The sequence below is a fragment of the Gracilibacillus phocaeensis genome, assembly GCF_900626275.1.
Lineage (GTDB): Bacteria > Bacillota > Bacilli > Bacillales > Amphibacillaceae > Gracilibacillus > Gracilibacillus timonensis.
In genome coordinates this window covers 418,588-434,749 of sequence record NZ_LR131143.1, presented here as the reverse complement: position 1 = coordinate 434,749, position 16,162 = coordinate 418,588, and the positions used below count along the sequence as shown (strand labels likewise).

Sequence of the window (16,162 nt, the reverse complement as noted above, 5' to 3'; positions counted from 1 at the left end):
CTTATCAATATTAACATGGCGGTGCACATATGCCATAATATTCTGATTTCCTACTTCAAGGATTCGTTTGAACGAGGAGACTTGTAACCGTGATCGATTAATTGAATGAGAAATATACGTTTTTTGTGGGTGAGTGTCTGAAGCTTTCAATGATAAGAAGAATCAATCGCCTGTTTTCTTATTCTTAAAAAAACGGCCTAAAATCCGTCCGGCCCTTTACCGACCACTCAAAGTAGATACAGAACTACCGATAGGATTATGTAAAGTAGCTATGTCATTATTTTGAGAGATTGTGTGTGCGTGACAACGCTCTAGCCAACCACTTCGCTTTCCGCAGGCACGGCTTCAGCTAACTTGAAAAAGAAAAGCACTTTTTAGTTAGCTGAAGCCGGCCCCATGGAAAGCGTAGCCTATTCCTGGAGCGTTTGCTTCGCACAGATAAAACGATCAAACTCACCACTAAGGAAAGTGTGCTACTTAACATAATCCATCTTATCGGTACTCTCGTTCAAGGTCAAAATCATTCCAAGTCCTGTTATACCAAAGATTATATGCTTTCTTATCTCATTTAAAAAATAACCGCAATGATTATCTCATTACGGTTATTCTTCCTATTTTTTTGCTTGTTGCGTCAAGGTGATGAGACTAGACAACGATTATTTTCCGCGACGTAATCGATCTGCTTCTTCAAACGGGCATTTATCTTCAACCACAATTTGACCGTTGGCCTCTGCCTTTGCTTTGACATCGGCGTCTGTTTGTCCTGCTGCAAACCAGACAATCTTTGCCTGATCGCTATAGAAGTCCTGAGCTTGTCCACTATCTGTAATAAACAATAGATCAATCTCTTCTTCTGCTTGATTTGCTGCAGTGACATGGTAGCCAAGCTTTTGAAGTTTAACGGCGGCAATCGAATGATCGATATCACCAGCTACCAGAATATTTTTCGGACGAATGTCTCCGCCTTCACGATCGAAAGGGGAAGATAGGGCCCATTCGATCGCTTGTTCCTTACTGATGTGAATAGTTGGCTCACTGTTGGTTGCCTTGGCAATCGCCTGGTCTAAATCGGCGATGATATCATCTGGAGCTTCTAAACCAACAGATAATCGGACGAGCTCTTCTTTTGTTCCGGAAGCCTCTAGTTCCTCTGCACTTAGCTGCTGCTGAGTAGTGGAAGCAGGGTGGATAATCAATGATTTGGCGTCGCCTACATTGGCCACATGAGACCATAGGGTAATGTTATCAATCAATTTTCGGCCTGCTTCTCTTCCGCCCTTAATACCAAAAGTAATCACAGAACCGTAATAGTTACGCAAATATTTCTGTGCAAGCTGATGAGAAGGGTGTTCCTCCAATCCTGGATAAGCTACCCATTCTATTTGTGGATGTTTCTGGAGATACTGAGCAACGGCTTGGGCATTCTCATGGTGACGTTCGACCCGTAAATGTAAGCTTTCTAATCCTTGTAAGAAATAGAAGGCATTTTGCGGACTTAAGGCAGGTCCGATATCACGTAATAAGTGAACCCGGAATTTCAGTGCAAAAGCAGCCGCACCAAGATCAATACCATAGCGAATGCCATGATAGGATTCATCCGGTTTGATAAAGCCAGGGAATTTTTCGTTATTCCAGTTGAAACGTCCACCGTCAATCATGATACCTCCAATTGTAGTACCATGTCCGCCAATCCATTTTGTTGCAGAGTGAACGACAATATCCGCTCCCCAACTAATCGGTTTGCAGACATAAGGTGTCGCAAAGGTATTATCAATGATTAGCGGAATATCGTTCTCATGAGCGATATCAGCCACTGCTTCAATATCGAATACATTCAAGCTTGGATTAGTAATCACCTCGCCGAAGACGGCCTTTGTTTTTGGTGTGATCGCCTTACGGAAGTTTTCTGGGTCTGCTCCATCTACAAAAATAACGTTAATGCCATAGTTCGGCAATGTATTTCTAAACAGATTATAGGTTCCGCCATACAGGTTGCTATCGGTTACAATTTCATCCCCCGAATTGGCTAGATTTAAGATTGCGAGTGTAATAGCAGACATCCCAGAAGCTGTAGCTACGGCGGCTACCCCATCTTCTAATATGGCCATCCGTTGTTCGAATGCGTCTACTGTAGGATTCATGATTCTGGAATAGATGTTACCAGTCTCTGCTAAGGCAAATAAGTTTTGGGCATGTTCGGCGTCATTAAACACATAGGATGTCGTTTGATAGATTGGCACTGCCCTGGCATTTGTCGTTGGATCTACCTGCTGTCCAGCGTGAAGCAAGTTTGTTTCATTTTTCGGAAATTGAAATGGATTTGTCATTTGTAAAAACCTCCTTGTATTGGATAAATTATCATGCCGTAAAGATTGGTTCTACTCCCCACTGTATGGTAGTGGAAAATCATTGATGTCTTAGTGAGCTCTTGTTTGTATGTACTCTCAGCATAACATAAAAACGTCCCACTAACCTTGTGAAAGGTAAGAAGGACGTATGCATTCATCAGACCTTCTCTTATCTTTCAGGTTATACCCTGTAGGATGTAGCACCATGTCAATAAAGACGGTTGCTGGGCTTCACAGGGCCTATTCCCTCAGCCACTCTCAATAAGAGCTTGTACGAATATAGAATTGATCTTAGTATACGTGAAGAACTGATGGTCGTCAACTAAAATATTCATTGATTTTCATGACTTTATACTTACTTAGATCAAGAAATGAATCATAGCGCCATAGTCGAATAGATGACAAGTGTTTAAATGGCAACTTCGTATCATTGCATTTTAATCAATAGATAGAACATGTGGATACCTTATTTTTGAAATATTGAAACAAAAGCCATTGATCATGCGTATAAAAGGGTATAGCTATATTAGGAAAAGGAGGTGCTTATCATGAAAAAAGGCACCATGATTCTAGGTTTTTTGCTGGTTATTTTTTTAACCGCTTGTTCGGAGGAGGATACATTTACGATCGATAAGGTGGACATGGACGCATATATTACAGACGAAGGTACGATGGAGGTGCGTGAGCTATATACCTATACCTTTGACGGCTCTTTTGAAGGAATGACAAGAACGATCGAATCAGATGACCATCATTTTCAAGCGTATTTGGCCAATGGAGAAACGATCGATGCCGACACAAATAACCTGCAGCCATTAGAGGTGGAAGAAGATGACGATACGTGGAAAGTGCATACACCCTCCCAGAATGAGACCAAACAAGTATTATACACCTATGAGGTTGACGGTTCGGTTACGAAGTATCAGGATGTCGCCGATCTGACTTATGCATTCTTTGACGACTCCAATGAAACGGATTTTCATGATATTTCGATCCAACTCCATCTACCTAACCAAAGTGCAGAGGATTTCCATTATTTCTTAAAGGACGATGCAGATGGTGAGTTGACGGAGACAGAAGATGGTATCACCTATAGCAATGATCTAGTCAAGGCAGGAGGTACCACCCAATTTCGTTTGGTTTTCCCGGCTGATCAACTCAACGCAATGGAAACAGATCAAGCGGAAATGATGGAGACTTCCATTTTGGAAGAAGAGGCACAGTTGGCGCAAAGGGCGGAGAATCTACCGGAAAAGACAGCTCTTCTTACGCCAATTGTAGTGGCAGGCTTGCTACTTTTATTAGGTGTGACACTAGTGATTTATCGTATTCATCCTAATCGTTATCGTGGATCGAAAGAGATGGATTCATTAATTCGAGTGGTAGAGGAAACAGATCCATTATTACTAAGTTATATTCACAGGTGGTATAATATTGACGTCCATAGTATCAATGCTGCCTTATTCTCTTTACGCAGACGAGGGATTGTTCATTTCACAGAAGTACCTTCAGAAAGAAAGGAAGAGGACACTGCTTATCGTTTTACATGGGACAATAATCCAAATAACCTTAGTCCCTCCGATCAACGATTACGTGAATGGTTATTTACGGAAAAGGACAAACAAGGAGAATATTTCTTATTGGAGTCGCTGCAAGATGATCCAGATATGCCTGAAAAAGAACGAACTCAACAGGCGAAGCAGCAGTATGAACAATTTTCTGAGTGGAGTAAACAAGCAAAGCAAGAAATGGAAGCAAATACCGAACGTAAACCGGTAGGCTTTTATTCCGGATTATCACTAATCATGAGCTTACTGGTGGCTGGAATGTTTTATTATCAGCTAACGATTCAGCCGATGACACCGACTACTCAGTTGATATTGACAATAATCTTAGCGGTAGTGACGGTGGTCAGTCTTATTTTTCATCGTCAAAAATTTGTCTTTCCTTTATTGTACTTGTTTGTGATTTTTGCTTCATTGGTTGCATTTACACTGGATACTGGAACCATTTGGACGATCATCTTTTATCTGATCAGCGGTCTCGTGCTTTTATTGGTTCCAGCATATTATTGGGGGCAAGAAATAAGACAGCTCCGTTATGCTGTTAAACAGGTCACCGATTTGTATCAAGAAGGCCGCTATCCAATAAGCAGTGATCAAGCTTTACTTGAAAAAAGAATAGAGAATGCGATCGTGTTAGGAAAAGGAGAGGTATTTGAACAGAAATATCAGGCGGATGTAACCCTTGCCCCTTTGTTGGTGACGATGTCTGCTCTTCCGGTTGCCTCTGCCTTTGATTCTAGTCACTTTATCCTCTATTCAGCAGCAGCCAGCTCTACTGCCGGAACAACCGGTAGTTCCCCTGGTGGAGGTGGAGGAGCGGGGGCCTTTTAAAAAAAGGCTTTTGCTCCCTTAAGGAAGGGAATGGAGATGACATGATTTTTTCTATAGGACACAAGCTCATTTTTTTGGTTGCTGCATAAACTGATATGGATACATTTATATAGGGGGTGAGCCTATGTCAGAAGACAAAAGAATGTCCGAATGGGGGGATGATTTGATTCGAAGGTTAGACGCTTTACTATACGAGAAGCCTAAGCGAAATGTGATGGAGACCATTGATCAATTCTTTGAACAAGCTAATCTTCCTCGACGTATCCCAGTAGATGTTGCCGAAACAGATCGTCAAATATTGATCCGGGTAGATTTACCAGGTCTGAAAAAAGAACAAGTACATGTGCAATTGACGGCTCCCAGTCAAATCACCATTATGATGGATTATCAAGAAGCAACCGAGTCTTATCAGGAAGAGATCCACTACCTTTACAAAGAAAGACGCAGGCAGCGCAAAGAACGGATTATCACGTTGCCTCAACCAATTGATAAGCGCACAATAAAGGCCAAATTTCGAGATGGAGTATTAGAAATTAGCGGCAATAAAATAGACAAAGAATATGATACGATAGAGGTTGAGTGAAGCGGTAGTGTTTACTGTCCGGCTGTGGGCAAGTATGCTATATTAGAAGGGATGCAAGTTAGCAATATGTAACTGAATTCCTTTTGTTTGACCGTGTTTTGGGAGGGGGGGTAACATAATGGCTATTACACAAATGATTATAACCGCTGTTCTTATCTTTAATATCATCTTATCCATGGTTATTATTTTTCTAGAACGAAAAAGTGCTACTTCCTCTTGGGCATGGATACTTGTATTAACTTTCATCCCTTTAGTAGGGTTTGTGCTGTACCTTATCTTTGGCCGTCAGCTCAGTAAGAAGCCGATATTTACCTGGGATACGAAAAGTAAGCTTGGGGTCAAGACGGCTGTTCAGCACCAGCTGCGGGAATTGGAAAGTGACCAATTTGTCTTAGAAGATACTAGGCTTAATGAATATAAGGATTTATTTTATTTGCATCTGCGAAATGGTGACGCGATTTATTCTCATGATAATGATGTGAAAGTCTTCACCGATGGTAAGCGTAAGTTCCATTCATTACTGGAAGATATTGCGAACGCCAAGGATCATATTCATTTACAGTATTACATAGTCCGGTCTGATGACTTAAGCAAGCGCATCACGGAGGCATTGTCAAAGAAGGCGCGAGAAGGTGTAGAAGTTCGCTTCTTGTATGATGATTTAGGTTCACGGAGTTTTAGAAGAAAGTTAATCAAAAAGATGCGTCAGGCTGGGGCAGAAGTAGAGGGTTTCTTCCCGCCATTAATTCCAAAAGTGAACTTAAAAATAAACCATCGGAACCACCGGAAAATTGCAGTGATTGATGGTAAAATTGCTTATATTGGCGGCTTTAATATCGGGGATGAATATATTGGTAAGGTGCAGAAATTTGGTTATTGGCGAGATACTCATTTGCGTATTACCGGCAGTGCTGTGAAACATTTACAGACTCGTTTTATATTGGATTGGAATCAGGCTTCTCGTCATGATATCGAATATAATGAACGTTATTATGCAGCACAGCCAACTGGAAAAATCGGGATGCAGATTGTATCGAGTGGACCGGACTCGGAATGGGAGCAGATCAAGCATGGCTATATGAAGATGATCATGTCTGCCAAGGATTATGTCTATATTCAAACGCCTTATTTTATACCGGATGAGAGCTTGTTCGATGCCGTCAAGATTGCCTGTTTATCCGGGGTAGATGTGCGTATTATGATTCCTAATAAACCGGACCATCCTTTTGTATATTGGGCAACCTATTCCTATATCGGTGAGCTGTTGAAGTCCGGTGCTACCGTGTATACCTATCAACAAGGATTCTTGCATGCCAAAATGATAGTCGTAGACAGTAAGATTGCTTCCGTTGGTACGGCAAATATCGATGTGCGGAGTTTTCGATTGAACTTTGAAATCAATGCCTTTCTCTATAATGAAACATTAGCGGAGATGCTAGTAGACGAATTTGAAAAAGATATGGAACACTCGACAAGGCTTACCTATGAACTGTACCAACAACGTTCGGTGATGATCAAGGTGAAAGAGGCGGTATCAAGATTGATATCCCCGATCTTATAGCGTATTTGCTTGCTATGGATACATAGAACTGGAAAGGAAAGATACCATGCGTACGATAAAAGTAAATCATCTCGTCAAAACATATGGAGACAAGCCATTGCTTCAAGATATTTCTTTTTCCATATCGGACCATGATCGAATTGGTTTGGTTGGAGTGAATGGAACCGGAAAATCCACCCTATTAAAGGTGTTGGCAGGTTTAGATCAAGCAGAAAGTGGCAGCTTGGAACATCCAAATGATTATAAAATCGAATACCTGGATCAAACGCCATCACTAGCCGAAGAAGATACTGTGCTAGATCAAATTTATTATGGAAATACAGCTATGATGGTTGCCTTAAGACAATATGAATCCACTGTGTTAGCTCTGGAAAAAGAGCCTAATAATGAGACGTTGCAGCAACAACTTATTCAGCGTCAAGAAAGAATGGATCAATTGGAAGCATGGGAAGCCATGACCGTGGCCAAAACGATTCTGACAAGACTGGGTATTCCTGCTTTTGATCAGCAAGTGAAACAGCTATCAGGAGGTCAACGTAAACGTATTGCCATTGCTAAAGCGCTCATTCAGCCAGCGGATCTGTTGATCTTAGATGAACCTACTAACCACTTAGATAACGATACGATTGAGTGGTTGGAAGAGTTTTTACCTTCCTATGATGGCGCGATTCTACTCGTTACCCATGATCGTTACTTTCTGAATCGAATGACCAATCGTATGTTTGAATTGGATAAGGGCAATCTATATCAATATGAAGGTAATTACCAGATATTTCTGGAAGAAAAGGCTAGGCGAGAGGAACAGGAGGTGCAAGCAGAGCAAAAGCATCAGAATATCCTGAAGAAAGAGATTGCATGGTTGAAATCCGGTGTGAAAGCACGAGGAACGAAACAGAAGGCCAGAGCCGATCGGGTAGAAGAAATGAAAGGGCAGACGTTTGCTACGAATAAGCAGTCCTTGGATTTTCAAATAGGAGCCAAACGACTAGGCAAGAAGGTGATCGAAACACAGGGGCTAAGCAAGTCTTATCAGGGTCATTTGTTATTCAAAGATTTGGATTGTTTGATTCAGCCAGGAGATCGCATAGGGATTGTAGGGGCAAACGGAAGTGGGAAAACAACCTTGCTGAATATTTTGGCTGGATTCGTCAAACCGGATAGTGGTACGATAGATATTGGGGAGACGGTGAAGATTGGCTATTATACGCAGGAACATCCAGCCCTAGAAGAATCGGTAAGGGTCATTGATTTAGTGCGCGAGGTTGCTGAAGTGGTTACCACAACAGATGGGCAGACGATTACCGCAGAACAAATGCTGGAACGTTTTTTGTTTCCGCGTTCTCAGCAGTGGACCTATGTCCGCAGACTGTCAGGTGGGGAGCGCAGACGTCTATACTTACTGACGGTATTAATGGAAGAGCCTAACGTACTTTTTCTAGATGAACCGACCAATGACTTAGACACAGAAACCTTAACCGTACTTGAGGATTATATCGAACAATTTCCTGGGGTAGTGATTACGGTTTCGCACGATCGTTATTTTCTCGATAAAGTGGTGGATCAGTTAATTGCCTTTACTGGGCAAACCACACTGACTACTTTTTACGGTAATTATGCAGCGTTTCGGGAGATAGAACGTGAACAGCCTAAAGAAGAACAAAAGTCGTCCCACCATCCGAGACCAAAGCGTACTAGGAAAAAGTTGTCCTTTTATGAACAGAAAGAGTGGGATATGATCGAGGAAGATATTACCTCATTGGAAGAGACGTTAGAACAGGTGACTGCAGAAATTGAGCAGGCAGGTAGTGACATTGACAAGATTCAACCACTGTATGAACAACAAAATCAATTAGAGCAAGAACTAGAAGAAAAAATGGAGAGATGGGAGACCTTATCCCTGCGAATCGAAGAAATCAAGGAGGAGTCATAATGGCAGAACGTGAATTAATGGAGAAATATGCCGAATTGGCCTTGAAAACAGGTGTCAATTTACAAAAGAATCAGGCATTAATGATTAATGCCTCGATTGAAGGAGCAGATTTTGTGCGAATCGTTGCACGAAAGGCATGGGAAATGGGGGCAAAAAATGTCCATATCAATTGGTCGGATGATGAATTGTCTTTATTGAAATTCCAAAATGCTCCGGAAGAAACTCTAACCAACATTCCTGACTGGCAGATTGCCAAACAATTATCTTTTGCAGAAGATGGAGCAGCGTTATTATCGATTAGTTCCGCCAATCCAGACTTGTTGAAAGATGTGGATCCATCCAGAATAGCTAAGGCAAACAAGGCAAGTGGCGAAGCCTTGAAAGAATTCCGTAAGTATATTATGAATGATCGCATCCCGTGGTCGATTATTTCCATACCAACGAAGGTTTGGGCAGAAAAAATATTCCCAGATTTACCAATGGAAGAAGCGGTGGAACAATTATGGGAGCAAATCTTTCATATTGTTCGTGTGGATCAAGAAGATCCGATTGCTGCTTGGGATGAACATAACCGTACTTTGAGTAAGGCTTGTGATTATTTGAATGGCAAGGCTTATCAGGCATTAGTCTTCAAATCTGAGGGTACCGACATCCGATTCGGTTTACCGGAGGGACACATTTGGAAGGGTGGCGGAGCCGTGATTCCAAACGGTAATCATTTCAATCCGAATATGCCGACAGAGGAAGTCTTCACTATGCCGAACAAGTATCAAGTAGACGGCAAAGTGACCGCCACCAAACCGCTGGTATATGGTGGTAATCTTATCGATGGTTTTAGTCTCACTTTTAAAGATGGTAAGGTTGTCGACTTTGAGGCAGAGCAGGGATACGAGACCTTGAAGCATTTATTGGATACCGATGAAGGGGCTCAACGATTAGGAGAATTGGCACTCGTTCCACACGCTTCTCCGATCTCACAGTCTGATTTGATCTTTTTCCATACACTATATGACGAGAATGCCTCTTGTCATGTTGCCTTAGGTAAGGCATATCCAACCAATTTACAAGGTGGGTCAGATATGGATGAGCAGGAGCTGGATCAGCATGGTGTTAATGACAGCCTTGTCCACGTCGATTTTATGATTGGTTCAGCGGATTTAGATATTGATGGAGAGACGGCAGACGGAACCTTAGAGCCAGTCTTTCGTCAAGGCGCTTGGGCGATTTCATTTGATTAAAAGAAAAGATCATGAGGGAGTTATTGTCCTCATGGTCTTTTTTTATAATACAAGGAAGTTAGGTAACGTTTACTAGAAATACAACATGTTCAAGTAGATTCTTGGGAAGTGAGGGTAGTAATGATGGAAGATGAGCCGATTACATATACAAACTCGATGGAAGGAAAAAGCAAAGTCCCTGCTTTTATTGCTTCTGGTATATTTGGGGTCATTTCTTTGGCCTTTCTAATTGGTGGTATTTATGTGGTTATGGATAGTGGGTTATGGCCGTTGTTATTGTTATTCTCATTCATTGGATTGATAATGGGTGCTTTGGCGTTTGTCTTTTATCCGTCGAAAAAACAGACGATCTATAGCTTTGAATTAGACAACGAGGGTCTCCATCAATACTGGGAAAATACATCCAAAGGGATAAATGACGAGAATCACATACCGTTTGAAAACATAGATCATGTGTTGATAGGGGTTTTTACATATCGAATGCCGGTACCCCAAGGGCGGAATTATTTTCGGTTCGGTTCTCTAATGATCATTATGCATCAAGGCAACTATTTTTTTAAACAATTTGAATCAAGGGATGAATGGCAGAAATGGATGAGGCGTATAGAAGATAAGGTCCCCCTTGTCACTTATACAGGCTACGATTTAAGTGAAGCACTAAGGGCACAAGCCTACAGTGAAGTGGATTTTTCAGAAGTTGAGGGGACTCGTCAGGATATCGTTAGTGAGTATATCGGCGAAGAAAGCTATCGTAATCCTTTTCAGATCTGGATGCCAGAAGAAGTAAAGGAAGAAGTTCGATCTAAGACAGAGAGCATTACCCGTTCTCAGACAAAGAAGGCAGAGAGAAATGTATTATGGATCTTATTTGGTTATGCGCTATTATTCGGAAGTATAATTATGCCGAGTTCAGCAACAGATAGTGAAGGGATCGTCGAGATGACAGATATTATATTGTTTGGCTATCTCGGCATCAATCTATTGATTCCGTGTGTTTACGTTTTTTGGCGACGGTATACAAAGTGGTATAATCCGCTTCTCTATGCTGTAGTAGTGATGGCTGGTACTAGTATTGGTTTATTTGTTGCCTCTCTTATCATGGAAGTACCTTCTTTATATGGGTCTGCCCTTCTTTTAAACATGATGAATATACTTTTCTGGACGGTCGCTTTAATCATTATAAAAGTAATCTTAGTGATTTTCCGGTTTTGGCATAAGTATAATGTGTAAAACGAAAAGACAATGCTTTTTAAGAGCTGAGCCGAGGTGTGGATGTTCAAATAGTAGATCTGTATTTGGAGAACACAAAAAACGGTCATCCAAGAAATGACGTCCAAAATCCAGCGACGATCCGGAAAAATAGCCGTCCTCCAAGAAATGACGTCCAAAATCCAGCGAGGATCCGGAAAAATGGCCGTCATCCGAGAAATGACGTCCAAAATCCGGCGGCGATCCGGAAAAATGGCCGTCATCCGAGAAATGACGTCCAAAATCCAGCGAGGATCCGGAAAAATGGCCGTCATCCGAGAAATGACGTCCAAAATCCAGCGACAATCCGGAAAAACGGCCGTCATCCGAGAAATGACGTCCAAAATCCAGCGACAATCCGGAAAAACGGCCGTCATCCGAGAAATGACGTCCAAAATCCAGCGACAACTCGTAAAAACGGTCGTCATCTCCATTTCATGGGATAGAACGCTGCTTGTCTTAAAAAACCACGCTGTACATTTACTAGCTGCCTAACGGTTGTTGGTTAGTGTCTTCGCTGGTGAAACATTCCATAAACAACGAACCATATTGTTCAAACTTACGCTCGCCAACCCCATGAATCTGTAACATAGCTGACTTGGTTGTTGGCTTAACATTGGACATTTCACGCAATGATTTATCAGAAAAGATTACATAAGGAGGCACTGCTTGTTCATCTGCCAGCTGTTTTCTTAATTTTCGTAACTCTTCAAAGACGGCAACATCATAATCGCCAGCTTCTGTCTTCTTCACTTTTGCTTCATAAACGAAAACCGTCTGTTCGCCCTTCAGAATAGATAAGGATTGTTCATTAAGTTGCAGAGTCGGGAATCGTCCACCGTAAGAAGTGACATAATCTTCCGCAATTAAGAACTGGATAAACGCAAGAACTTGTTTTTCCGTCCATTTACTCAGTAATCCGTATGTAGATAGCTTATTAAAACGAAATTGTTTGACTTTTTGATCGTTCGCCCCTCTTAAAACCTTGGCAACCATGGTGGCACCGAACCTTTGATTCATTCGTTTAACACAGGAAAGCACCATCTGTGCCTCCTTGGACCGATCGATTTTTTCTGCATCTTTTTGACAGTTAGAGCAGCGTCCGCATGGCTGGATAGAAGAAATCTGATCATTAAAATAATGGAGGATATACTGCTGCAGACATTGCTCGGTATGACAATAGTTAATCATCGCTTGCAGTTTTTTATATTCCTCTGCTTTTTTGTCTTCTTCCATTTCCGATTGGTCGATCAAGTATTTCTGCATACTGATGTCCTGACCGGAAAAAAGGATGATACATTGGCTTGGTTCGCCATCACGACCAGCCCGTCCCGCCTCTTGATAATAACTTTCCAGATTCTTCGGTAAGGCATAATGAATCACATAGCGGACATTGGATTTATCAATGCCCATTCCAAAAGCATTCGTAGCAATCATTACCTTGGCATTGTCATAAATGAAGTCATTCTGGGCTTGCTTCCGTACTTCTTCCGACAATCCGGCATGATACTTACTAACGGAATAGCCCTTCGTTTCCAGGGCGTGATGCAGCTGATCCACTTGTTTTCGTGTAATCGCATAGATGATTCCCGTTTCGTTCTTATGTACATTCAAAAAATCGGCGATATAGTGGTTTCGATCTTGCCCTTTCAGTACGTCAAAAGTAAGATTCTCCCGAGCGAATCCGGTGTTGACAATATGTTGATCCTGTACTGCTAGGAGCTTCTTGATATCCTTAATCACCTCCGCCGTTGCCGTTGCAGTAAGCCCGACGATAACAGGAAGTCTGTTTAATTGCCGTACGGATTCAATGACCGTTCGATAGCTGGGGCGAAAGTCGTGTCCCCATTGAGAAATGCAGTGAGCCTCATCAAAGGCAATCAAGGAAAGTTCGATTTGATTCATCGCTCGAAAAAAAGATGGGGAGTCAAAACGCTCTGGTGCCACATACACAAAGGTATAGTGTCCTTGGCGAATCTGAGCTAGTCTTTCTGCTTGTTCTTCCGCTGTGAGTGAACTGTTTATATAAGTTGCCGCAATTCCTAAGGTATGTAAGGCGTCAACTTGGTCTTTCATCAAGGAAATTAACGGAGATATCACCAGCGCTGTACCTGTTTTCGCGAGCCCAGGAATTTGGTAACAGATCGATTTTCCGCCACCTGTTGGCATAATGGCTAGTGTATTGTGATTATCTAAAAGGTTCTGTACAATTTGTTCTTGGCCGGAACGGAATTGATCATATCCATAATAATTTTGCAGTAGTTCTAAAGCGTTCACGGTTTTTCCTCCCTTATAAGTCTGTTCCTAGGCAAAAACAATGGTTGGTCATTAAACGACGGTGGCAAACCTGACCTAACAAATACTATAACTGGATCTGGCCCCGCGCAAGGTGTAATAGTAAGTAATGAGTTACGAGGGGTCTCGTTACCAGTATCCTACTGAAATGGTTCAACTAATGCTTAAGCTGTATCGATTTATCTTTTTGTTTGTAGTTGTTTTCGAAGTGCCGCCACCTGTTTTTCAATTCGTTCTAATTCTTTTTCATTTCCCGTTGTGTTAGCTCCTACGTATACCAGCTTTTCCAAGTCTGCAGATAATCTAGCGTAGTCTGCTTTCAAATCTTCTATCTCTCTTTCTATCTCCTGTCTGTCCATTTATCATCACCTCAATTAGCTTTACGTTTAGCGTAATAGAATCAGGCACTTTTCGCAAGTCACAAATTCTCTATTTCCATTGTTTAAAAAAAGAATAATATCAGATGATTTAGGCCTCCTTTGAGGATTTTTGATTATTTTTAAGGATGTGCCATTATATATCAGAGATTTCTGCCCATTTTTTGTATTCCCGATAATTTGTCGTTTATTTACGTGTAATCAGGGTATAGTACATTTGAGTGCGTTGCAATCTTTCTGTAATATAGAAAACAACTGTTTAACAGTAAAACAGTCCTTGATTAAGGAGGAAAAACGTTGAAGGTATTTCAATGGATTGATAAGATTGTTACCAAAATAGAAGAGTTTATCCTATCCTTTGCCATTATCTTAATCACTGTCATGATTGCTGGTAATGTCATTGCGAGAGAGGTATTTTCATCCGGTGCCTTCTATTTTGCTTATGAAGTTAGTAAATTTGCTATTGTAATCGCCACCTTTATGGGCATTGCCTATGCCGCAAGAAAAGGTCGACACATTAGTATGTCGGCGTTCTACGATTTTGCCCCATTTAAAGTGCGTAAAGTGATGATGATTGTTATTAATTTCTTTACAGCTATCTTTATGTTCGTCATGGCATACTTTTGTTACAGCTTCGTGATGTTTGAATACAATACCGGAGCAATTACTACCTCGCTAGAACTGCCAAGATATTTGATGGCGATCTTTATTCCAATTGGATTTCTTTTGGCAGGCGTTCAGTTCTTACGTAATACGTATATTAATTTTACGGCTAAGGCAAAAGACAAGGTATACTTAGGCACAGATGCCGTAGATTACAACGATGACAAAGATCAAGATGTCAAATTAGAAGACATCTCTGTGTAAGAAGAAAACGAGTGGAGAGGAAAAGCCTATGTTAGCGACGTTATTATCGATAATGGTTATCTTATTACTGTTGAATTTTCCAATGATGATACCATTAATGCTGGCGCCTGTTGTGGTCATGCTGATTTTTAATCCGAATGTAAATATGGATTTATTAATGGGGCAGCTGTTAACAGGGATTGAATCCCCAGTATTACTATGTGTTCCATTGTTTATTTTTGCAGCAGATATTATGACATCTGGAAAAACATCTGAAAAACTATTAGATTTTATTGGCTCTTTTGTCGGTCACATTCGTGGAGGTTATGCTGTCACAACGGCAGCTGCTTGTTCGATGTTTGGTGCCATCTCAGGCTCTACACAAGCAACCGTTGTAGCGATTGGAAGGCCCATGAGAGAGCGTTTGTTGAAATTAGGGTATAAGGATTCAAATGCAATGGCATTAATCATTAATTCTAGTGACATTGCTTTATTAATTCCGCCAAGTATTGGAATGATTATTTATGCATTAGCGGCAGGTTCCGGTGTTTCAGTCGGAAACTTGTTTATTGCAGGTATTATACCTGGTTTGATTGTATTCTTGGCATTTTCCTTATATAGTGTGGTTTATGCGAAGATAAAGGATATTCCTTTAGCAGATAGAGTTAGCTGGCCAGATCGTTTTAAATATTTATGGAAATCTATCTTGCCTTTAGGTTTTCCCGTGTTAATTATTGGCGGTATTTATTTAGGGATTTTCACGCCGGTAGAGGCATCAGGTATTTCCGTGCTTTATGCACTTATTTTAGAGGTATTCATTTATCGCACGATTCCGTGGAAGCAGATACCAAAGATTGCTCTTTCCACTGGACTCGTAACCTCTGCAGTTTTTGTACTAGTTGCAGGTGGTCAATTGTTTACTTGGGTGATTGGATATGCTCGTATTCCACAACAAATTACAGAAGCGGTTTTAGGTACAGATCCAAGTGCAACCTATGTATTGATTATTGTTAGTATTTTCTTCTTTGTCGGTTGTATGTTTGTCGATCCGATCGTAGTTATTCTAGTATTAACACCGATCTTTGCACCGGCAGCCGAAGCAGCAGGGGTAGATTTAATCCACCTTGGTATTATTATCACCTTCCAAGCTGCATTAGGTTCCGCAACACCACCGTTTGGGGTCGATATATTTACCGCTAGTGCCGTATTTAAAAAACCGTATTTAGAAGTAATTAAGAGTACACCACCGTTTATTATTATGTTGTTGATTATTGGGGTATTGCTAATATTTTTCCCACAATTGTCATTAGTATTAATTAATTAATTAATTAATAAGGCGG

General features: G+C 41.2%; 12 protein-coding genes and 1 riboswitch. Of the genes, 9 read left to right on the top strand and 3 right to left on the bottom strand.

Features of this window, described 5'->3' with window-relative positions:
• Window positions 1-656 precede the first annotated feature (656 nt).
• Window positions 657-2,327 (bottom strand): PLP-dependent aspartate aminotransferase family protein, encoded by a 1,671-nt coding sequence (locus E0E32_RS06545; protein ID WP_130859323.1) that lies wholly within the window; start codon window positions 2,325-2,327, stop codon window positions 657-659.
• A gap of 187 nt (window positions 2,328-2,514) precedes the next feature.
• A riboswitch (SAM riboswitch) is annotated at window positions 2,515-2,616 on the bottom strand.
• Window positions 2,617-2,896: 280 nt separating this feature from the next.
• On the opposite strand from E0E32_RS06545, the gene E0E32_RS06540 reads away from it, so the two are divergent.
• The 7 genes from E0E32_RS06540 to E0E32_RS06510 all read left to right on the top strand — a co-directional run bounded on the left by E0E32_RS06540 (window position 2,897) and on the right by E0E32_RS06510 (window position 11,799).
• Window positions 2,897-4,744, top strand: coding sequence for a DUF2207 domain-containing protein (locus E0E32_RS06540; RefSeq protein ID WP_130859322.1), 1,848 nt, complete (start codon window positions 2,897-2,899; stop codon window positions 4,742-4,744).
• A 124-nt stretch (window positions 4,745-4,868) separates the two neighbouring features.
• The gene (locus E0E32_RS06535) at window positions 4,869-5,327 is read left to right on the top strand and encodes an Hsp20/alpha crystallin family protein (RefSeq protein ID WP_066188243.1); all 459 of its coding nucleotides are present in this window, start codon (window positions 4,869-4,871) and stop codon (window positions 5,325-5,327) included.
• A 118-nt stretch (window positions 5,328-5,445) separates the two neighbouring features.
• The gene (cls, locus tag E0E32_RS06530) at window positions 5,446-6,888 is read left to right on the top strand and encodes a cardiolipin synthase (RefSeq protein ID WP_066188237.1); all 1,443 of its coding nucleotides are present in this window, start codon (window positions 5,446-5,448) and stop codon (window positions 6,886-6,888) included.
• A 46-nt stretch (window positions 6,889-6,934) separates the two neighbouring features.
• Window positions 6,935-8,818, top strand: coding sequence for an ABC-F family ATP-binding cassette domain-containing protein (locus E0E32_RS06525; RefSeq protein ID WP_130859321.1), 1,884 nt, complete (start codon window positions 6,935-6,937; stop codon window positions 8,816-8,818).
• Entirely contained in the window at window positions 8,818-10,056 is a 1,239-nt protein-coding gene (locus E0E32_RS06520; protein ID WP_066188234.1) for an aminopeptidase, read from the top strand. The genes E0E32_RS06525 and E0E32_RS06520 overlap by 1 nt, the downstream gene beginning before the upstream one ends.
• A gap of 120 nt (window positions 10,057-10,176) precedes the next feature.
• Window positions 10,177-11,286, top strand: coding sequence for a hypothetical protein (locus tag E0E32_RS06515; RefSeq protein WP_130859320.1), 1,110 nt, complete (start codon window positions 10,177-10,179; stop codon window positions 11,284-11,286).
• A 96-nt stretch (window positions 11,287-11,382) separates the two neighbouring features.
• Entirely contained in the window at window positions 11,383-11,799 is a 417-nt protein-coding gene (locus E0E32_RS06510) for a hypothetical protein (protein ID WP_130859319.1), read from the top strand.
• Here E0E32_RS06510 and recQ read toward each other — a convergent pair.
• Together recQ and E0E32_RS06500 are read right to left on the bottom strand one after the other, a co-directional pair.
• Entirely contained in the window at window positions 11,788-13,581 is a 1,794-nt protein-coding gene (recQ, locus tag E0E32_RS06505; RefSeq protein ID WP_066188224.1) for a DNA helicase RecQ, read from the bottom strand. The genes E0E32_RS06510 and recQ overlap by 12 nt on opposite strands.
• A 197-nt stretch (window positions 13,582-13,778) precedes the next feature.
• Window positions 13,779-13,958, bottom strand: coding sequence for an SE1832 family protein (locus E0E32_RS06500; protein ID WP_066188222.1), 180 nt, complete (start codon window positions 13,956-13,958; stop codon window positions 13,779-13,781).
• A gap of 315 nt (window positions 13,959-14,273) precedes the next feature.
• On the opposite strand from E0E32_RS06500, the gene E0E32_RS06495 reads away from it, so the two are divergent.
• Together E0E32_RS06495 and E0E32_RS06490 are read left to right on the top strand one after the other, a co-directional pair.
• Complete coding sequence (locus tag E0E32_RS06495) at window positions 14,274-14,843, top strand: TRAP transporter small permease (protein WP_066188220.1); 570 nt, start codon at window positions 14,274-14,276, stop codon at window positions 14,841-14,843.
• 28 nt (window positions 14,844-14,871) lie between these two features.
• Entirely contained in the window at window positions 14,872-16,146 is a 1,275-nt protein-coding gene (locus E0E32_RS06490) for a TRAP transporter large permease (protein ID WP_066188218.1), read from the top strand.
• Window positions 16,147-16,162 lie beyond the last annotated feature (16 nt).

What these genes read in the sequence shown, in the direction of transcription:
- E0E32_RS06545 (WP_130859323.1), bottom strand. Translation starts at nt 2,327, where the DNA reads ATGACAAATCCATTTCAATTTCCGAAAAATGAAACAAACTTGCTTCAC.
- E0E32_RS06540 (WP_130859322.1), top strand. Translation starts at nt 2,897, where the DNA reads ATGAAAAAAGGCACCATGATTCTAGGTTTTTTGCTGGTTATTTTTTTA.
- E0E32_RS06535 (WP_066188243.1), top strand. Translation starts at nt 4,869, where the DNA reads ATGTCAGAAGACAAAAGAATGTCCGAATGGGGGGATGATTTGATTCGA.
- cls (WP_066188237.1), top strand. Translation starts at nt 5,446, where the DNA reads ATGGCTATTACACAAATGATTATAACCGCTGTTCTTATCTTTAATATC.
- E0E32_RS06525 (WP_130859321.1), top strand. Translation starts at nt 6,935, where the DNA reads ATGCGTACGATAAAAGTAAATCATCTCGTCAAAACATATGGAGACAAG.
- E0E32_RS06520 (WP_066188234.1), top strand. Translation starts at nt 8,818, where the DNA reads ATGGCAGAACGTGAATTAATGGAGAAATATGCCGAATTGGCCTTGAAA.
- E0E32_RS06515 (WP_130859320.1), top strand. Translation starts at nt 10,177, where the DNA reads ATGATGGAAGATGAGCCGATTACATATACAAACTCGATGGAAGGAAAA.
- E0E32_RS06510 (WP_130859319.1), top strand. Translation starts at nt 11,383, where the DNA reads ATGACGTCCAAAATCCAGCGACGATCCGGAAAAATAGCCGTCCTCCAA.
- E0E32_RS06500 (WP_066188222.1), bottom strand. Translation starts at nt 13,958, where the DNA reads ATGGACAGACAGGAGATAGAAAGAGAGATAGAAGATTTGAAAGCAGAC.
- E0E32_RS06490 (WP_066188218.1), top strand. Translation starts at nt 14,872, where the DNA reads ATGTTAGCGACGTTATTATCGATAATGGTTATCTTATTACTGTTGAAT.